We start from the raw sequence: 6,220 nt of genomic DNA, 5'->3' as shown, positions 1-6,220 counted from the left end.
CTTGTTCGTAATACCACTTTCACTGATAACCAAGCGGCCTGATGCACAATAAGGCAGCAGTTCAAACGTCTGCGCAATATTGGTAGTAAAGGTTCGCAGATTACGGTTGTTAATGCCGATCAATTTGGCATCTGTCTGCTGTACTCTGTTTAATTCCGGTAAAGTATGAACTTCTACTAACGCATCCATACCTAAATCTGCCGTAACTGCCAAAAAACGCTTTAACTCAGCCTCAGTCAATATAGCGGCAATCAGTAATACAGCATCAGCACCGGCTGCCCGGGCGGCATAGATCTGGTATTCGTCAACAATAAATTCTTTGCACAATACCGGCAAGGCGACAACCTGCTTGACCTTGGAGATATCATCCAAACTGCCGCGGAATGCGGCATTGGTATGAACCGATATCGCGTTAGCCCCATGGGCAGCAAATATCTTGGCAAGCTCAGGTACCGTATGGGTAGAACACAAAGTACCTTTGGCCGGAGATGCTAACTTGCATTCGGCAATGAGTGACCATTCATGGCTGGCAATTGTCGCTGAAAAAGTATACATACCTGTGACCAGATTTTGCTTGATAACATCAAGTGGTTTCGACTCTTTGGCCGCTCTGACCGCCAGTTTGGTCTGGTTTACAATCTTGTTGAGCACCTCGACTCCCCACCTTGGCTGCAATAATGAACCGTTTGATTTTTTCAGTATCTTTGATTCCGTTTGTTTCCACCCCGCCTGATACGTCAACGCCATCAGGCTGAAGAATTTTAATGGCTTGCGCCACATTTTCCGGCGTGAGACCCCCAGCAACCATGAGAGGTCTGGGCGCTTGTCTGGCTATGACTTGTGCTGCCTGCCAGTCAAAAGCCGTACCTGTACCTCCTTGCTCTTTGGCAGAAAAGCTGTCAAATAATGTCCAAGCCGTCTGATAGCCATAAAAAGCAGTATAACTAAAACCTGAAACAATTTTAAAAGCTTTGATTACCGGGTATCCAACCAAACGACAATACTCCGGTGATTCATCACCATGCAGTTGTACGTAATCCAGCTTGCATGCCCGCGCCACCGCTTGCACCTCGCTAAGCGGCGCATTAACAAATACGCCAACCTTGCCCATATTCGAAATCTGGCAGGAAATTTTCTGGGCCTCCTCCGTAGTGACGCGCCGTTTGCTTGGCGCAAACACAAAGCCAATATAATCTGCGCCAAATTCACAAGCGGCCAGCGCAGCCTCTATTGTTCTGATACCACAAATTTTTATGATAATGCTAATCTCTCCCTTTGATAATTTTGAGTAAACTCCCTTAACGCCACTAGCTTAGAAAGTGCCGCTCCAGAGTCAATACTTTGTGCAGCGATGGCCAAGCCTTCCCTAAGATCTTCTGCCACCTCAGCAACCACTAAAGCGGCTGCTGCATTTATCAGGACAATATCACGTTTAAAGCCCTGCTTGCCGTTTAGCAAATCGAGAATAATCTGAGCATTGTCTTTGATAGTACCACCCCGGTACGCCTCCTGTGTACAAGGACTAAAACCATAAGTGCTAGGGTCAATGACATAGGAGCTGATTTCACCGTTATTCACTTCAGCCACTTTTGTAGGCATGGCTGTTGATATTTCGTCAAGTCCGTCCATACTATGCACGACCATTGCCCGGGATACTCCCAATTCGACCAGCGCCTCGGCAATTTTGATGGTCAAGGCCGGATCATACACCCCGATCAGCTGACAATGAGCCCCTGCCGGATTGGTTAACGGTCCAAGCAGATTAAACACTGTCCTAAACCCCAACTCTCGCCGCGGATTGACAGCGTACTTCATTGCCTGATGAAAACATGGAGCGAAAATGAATCCGACACCAATGGTATCAATCGCCTCTGCCACTCCCTGCGGTGGCAACTCCAACTCAATCCCTAGTTCTTTTAGCACATCAGCACTGCCACAGGAACTGGAGACACCACGATTGCCGTGTTTAGCCACATTCAATCCAGCTCCTGCCAACACAAAGGCTACCGCAGTGGAAATGTTAAAAGTCCCGCGTTGATCACCACCTGTGCCGCAGGTATCAATAAGTTTTGGAGAATTACATGTTATCTTTAAGGCCTGACTGCGCATGGTCTCGGCAAACCCGGCCACTTCGCTACTGGTTTCGCCCTTCATGCGCAAAGCAGTAAGAAAAGCGGCAATTTGGGCTTCACTACACTGCCCTGACATGATTACCTGCATAGCATCTCTGGCTTCCTCACGGGAAAAATGCTGACAAGCAACTGCCTGTGAAAGATAGTCCTTTAACATATTCCAACCTACCTCCTTATATAAAATAAACAGACCATTTCACCCATAGGGGCGAAATGGTCCGCGGTACCACCCTAATTTGGAAAATACAGAATTCCAGGATAAATAAAACAGGCCATTTCACCCAAGGGGCGAAATGGCCGCGATACCACCCTTTTTTGGAAAATCTGCACTTTCCCTTGTTTCAGGTACGGGACAAAAATATCCGATACCCTAGCCTGTTAACGGTGGCATCCGTCCCAGCCTACTTGCCTAGTGCTTTCGGTGAGCAGCTCACAGGTCCATTCCACTTGCTCTTTAGACCGATCATCACACCTCCGGTAATCCGGTCATCGGCTCGCTGAACTAAAGTACACAAATGTACTCGTCCTGCTCATGGCATTTTACACATTTTAACTTTAATGTAATAGTATCCCGTTTTGTTTGTATTGTCAAGATTATTTTTCCAGTATACACTGAAAAATATACTAAAAAAATAGCCCACAAAACTGGCATAGTATAGATTCGCTAACACCAGCCATTCTCCATCTTAATGATATTTGCAATATTTGCTGCTAATTCCTGTAATGTTCCTTGATAGTCGGCAGTAAAATCTAACTTTTTAGTGTTTACCAAGCAATCGGTTACCAAAAAAGTTTTCATGCCAATAGTAGCTGCCACTAAATCTTCTTCCACATCATTCCCCACCATTAAGCATTCTTCCGGTTTCCGGCCAATCTGTTCGGCTACCTCTACATAATATTCGGGGTTTGGCTTACAAAAATGGCAATATTCATAACTAGTAATATGTTTAAAAGTGATATCCCCTAATCCGGCCCAGTCAATGCGTTGCTTAACAGCACTTATAGGGAATATCGGGTTAGTAGCCACCACCACGTCTAACCCAAGCTCCATTACAGCAATAACTGCCTGCCGAGCAGCCACATTGGCTTTAGTAATCGGTTTTATCGCGGCAAAACCTTTCTCATAAAAATCATCCATGACTGACAAAAGGACATTCTCATTTATGCCGATATTAGGCAGAAAATCCTCCCAAAATACCTGCTGGTTGGTTTTGCTTTTATCTTTGTTATTAATCATAATCCCGGTAGAAGCAAGTAATTGCTTTATGAATGTTTTGCTGTCAGCAATAGTCGCTACCCATCCCCTTAATTGTCTCAAGTATGCCTGCACAAACGCATCCTGATCAAGCGGCAATAAGGTTCCATCAAGGTCAAAAAGTACACTTTTTATCATATAGGTAAAAACTCCCTCAACGTTGTTTATTTGCAATTCAATATAACATAAAAAAGTCCAGAAAGCCAACCATAAGATTAGTCCTTAGGTTTTATTAACAAGCTAGCAGGAATCTGACGAAATTCATTGTATATGTATAAAATACTTTGACTTAGAGGTGTTTCGAAGATGCAGGTACATCTGGTGCTAGCATTTGTTGCTTTGCTTTGGGGAGTAAACTCACCAGTAATGAAAATCGGTCTCCTTCATATACCACCAATGCCTTATAATGCAGTCCGTCTATTCGCAGCACTAGCTGTTGCCTGGCTGATTTTACGCCGGCTGTGCATCTGGGTGCCCTTACGCCCGGAAGATAAACAGGCTCTCTATATTTCCAGCCTAGGGTTCTTCTTTTTTCAAATATTTTTCACCTTTGGACTACAGCTCACTACTGCGGGTAATGCATCACTCATCTTGGGATGCCTCCCTGTCAGTGTAGCCTTGATCAATCACATTCATCGTTTTGAAGCCATCCATCGGGGGGTTGTCAAAGGTATCGTCCTCTCCTTGCTCGGGGTAGTCTTAATGGTTATGGGAACCGGCAATGAGATCAGTTTTTACGGAGAACATATTCAAGGAGCACTACTATTGTTAGCAGCTCAGGTGTGTTATGGCTATTATACCGTTTTCTCTCGCCCATTGTCTGCAACCTATTCGGCCTATCAAACTACCACCTATGTTCTGCTTATCTCTACCGGTCTTTTTACCCTTGCTTCCCTTCCCTCCATCCTTGCTGTCGATTGGCAGACAATCCCTTGGCCAGGCTGGGCCAGCCTACTATATTCAGGAATTTTCCCGCTCTGTTTGGCTAACTGTCTCTGGATTTGGGGAACCTCCAAAGTAGGCAGTGCCATTGCATCCCTTTATAATAATTTAGCTCCAGTTTTTGCGGTTGGTGCCAGCTATCTATTCCTGGGCGAGACTTTCGGCTGGCTACAGTTTTTGGGTGCAGTGATAATTTTGACTGGTTTGTATATTACCAAAAAACAAAATGCAAAAGTGTTGGTAAAAGCTACTAACTAAGGTAAAATAGTTTAAGTCCCGCATTCCGTGCTTGCGAAATGCGGGACTTATCATTTCAATCAACATCTTTTACCAGTTGGCATCTGCACCACTGCCAATATCCATTAAAATACGGGTTAGCAAATACAGGCGTGGAACAATGCTATTAATCTCAATAAATTCGTCCGGCGTATGGTCGTTGCCGCCAACAATGCCCAGTCCGTCAACTGCTATGGCACCAGCAATAGCAGCATAGTTGGCATCAGAACCGCCGCCAGAACCTTGAGCACCTAAGGTTAGACCCAGTTCATTGCGGTAGATCTTTTGAAGCTGAGCCACCAGCTTATCAGTTTTATCATTTTTTGCAAATGGTGGCCGACCACGGAACAAATCAAATTCTACTTTGGTTCCAGGCACTAAATGGGTTTGCGAAATTTTCTTGGCATCTCTCATTATCCGATCATACTCTTCCGGATACAGCACGCGAACATCAGCCTGTGCCCAAGCAAAATCAGGTATTACATTGACAGGTGTTTTAGTTTTATCCAATAATGTCCAGTTTACGGAAGTCATTTTAGCCGGATCTCCCAGGTTAGAAAGCTGAGTAATCTGGTGAGCTAATTCCAGAGTAGCATTACGCCCTTTTTCCGGTTCAATACCGGCGTGAGCATTACGGCCTGTTACCTGCATGGTCAGACGCCCAATACCCTTGCGCCAGTTCATAACATAATCTCCAGGAATTCCAGGTTCCATACATAGCGCATATGTATGTTCTTTGGCTGCCTGCATGATTAAATCCCTGGACTCCAGCGAGCTTTTTTCTTCATCAGGATTAATCAAGAATGTTATGCGGTCATAATCTTTAAACCCTGTTTCTTGCAAAATAGCCAGTGCATGTAGAGCAAGGGTTATTCCACCTTTATCATCTGATACTCCAGGACCATAAGCCTTGACACCGTCAGTGGTAAATGGGCGCTGTTCAGCAGTACCAGCGGCATATACTGTATCAGCATGAGCCAAAATGAGTGCCGTGCCCTTACCAGTCCCGCGAAATACTGCCTGAATGTTATAACCTGCCTGCGGTTTGTTTACCTCAGTATAGGTAACTTCAGCACCTAATTCCCGTAACCGGTCAATAAGCAAACCCTGAAACTTTTTCAGACCAGGCTCATACCCGCTGCCAGTATCGATATTAACAAACTGCTCAAGATCGGCAAGTACCAGTCCTTTATGTTCCACACACTTTTGGTAAATAACCTCATTTTTGGCTGCTGCCGCCAGCGCAGTTGGAGAAAATACCGTTACCACCATTAAAGTAATAATAACTACAGGAATTATCCGTTTCATTAACCAGGACATTGAACACACCTCCAAATTAAGATAATTGGGTAAATAGCTAATAGCCTTTTAGGTTAGTATCCCTCCCCTCTAATTTTGTTGCTAAGTTAATTCTTCAAATCATTTCCATTTCCTCTATTTCCCGTTTACTAAAATTTCTGGCAGCTTGCAAAAACAGAAGCCTTCATCGTTTCTTATGAACCAAATTTAGTTATAATCTCTGATGACGAACAAAATAAAGGCAAACCCTCCCAGGGTTTGCCCAGGCTGTCGACAAAGTATTGTCGATAGCCTTTTTATTTATTATGATTATCTG

General features: G+C 44.5%; 6 protein-coding genes and 1 other annotated feature. Of the genes, 1 reads left to right on the top strand and 5 read right to left on the bottom strand.

Annotated elements, in window-relative coordinates; genetic code table 11:
* The 4 genes from AC29Z1_RS11830 to AC29Z1_RS11815 form a co-directional block, all read right to left on the bottom strand.
* The coding region (locus AC29Z1_RS11830) for an indole-3-glycerol phosphate synthase TrpC (RefSeq protein ID WP_488271667.1) at nucleotides 1-651 on the bottom strand (651 nt) is incomplete at its 3' end.
* Nucleotides 584-1,219 carry a phosphoribosylanthranilate isomerase gene (locus AC29Z1_RS11825; protein WP_488271668.1) on the bottom strand — a complete coding sequence of 212 codons (636 nt, stop codon included), beginning with the start codon at nucleotides 1,217-1,219 and terminating at the stop codon, nucleotides 584-586. The genes AC29Z1_RS11825 and AC29Z1_RS11830, both read right to left, overlap by 68 nt.
* Nucleotides 1,220-1,251: 32 nt before the next feature.
* A complete protein-coding gene (trpD, locus tag AC29Z1_RS11820) occupies nucleotides 1,252-2,289 on the bottom strand; it encodes an anthranilate phosphoribosyltransferase (protein WP_488271666.1) in 1,038 nt (345 codons plus the stop codon).
* Between the two features lie 44 nt (nucleotides 2,290-2,333).
* Nucleotides 2,334-2,675: a binding site (T-box leader), on the bottom strand.
* A gap of 121 nt (nucleotides 2,676-2,796) precedes the next feature.
* Nucleotides 2,797-3,525, bottom strand: coding sequence for an HAD family hydrolase (locus AC29Z1_RS11815; RefSeq protein ID WP_488271665.1), 729 nt, complete (start codon nucleotides 3,523-3,525; stop codon nucleotides 2,797-2,799).
* A 168-nt stretch (nucleotides 3,526-3,693) separates the two neighbouring features.
* Here AC29Z1_RS11815 and AC29Z1_RS11810 point away from each other — a divergent pair, with 168 nt between their 5' ends.
* Nucleotides 3,694-4,587 (top strand): DMT family transporter, encoded by an 894-nt coding sequence (locus AC29Z1_RS11810; protein ID WP_488271664.1) that lies wholly within the window; start codon nucleotides 3,694-3,696, stop codon nucleotides 4,585-4,587.
* A 69-nt stretch (nucleotides 4,588-4,656) separates the two neighbouring features.
* Here the strand turns inward: AC29Z1_RS11810 and AC29Z1_RS11805 are convergent, their stop codons facing one another.
* Nucleotides 4,657-5,925, bottom strand: a complete 1,269-nt coding sequence (locus AC29Z1_RS11805; protein WP_488271663.1) for a glutamate carboxypeptidase — start codon at nucleotides 5,923-5,925, stop codon at nucleotides 4,657-4,659.
* Nucleotides 5,926-6,220 lie beyond the last annotated feature (295 nt).

Source organism: Sporomusa sp., assembly GCF_057736855.1.
Note: the sequence above shows the minus strand (reverse complement) of the source record. Positions and strands in the feature narration are given on the sequence as shown.

What these genes read in the sequence shown, in the direction of transcription:
- AC29Z1_RS11810 (WP_488271664.1), top strand. Translation starts at nt 3,694, where the DNA reads ATGCAGGTACATCTGGTGCTAGCATTTGTTGCTTTGCTTTGGGGAGTA.
- AC29Z1_RS11815 (WP_488271665.1), bottom strand. Translation starts at nt 3,525, where the DNA reads ATGATAAAAAGTGTACTTTTTGACCTTGATGGAACCTTATTGCCGCTT.
- trpD (WP_488271666.1), bottom strand. Translation starts at nt 2,289, where the DNA reads ATGTTAAAGGACTATCTTTCACAGGCAGTTGCTTGTCAGCATTTTTCC.
- AC29Z1_RS11805 (WP_488271663.1), bottom strand. Translation starts at nt 5,925, where the DNA reads ATGTCCTGGTTAATGAAACGGATAATTCCTGTAGTTATTATTACTTTA.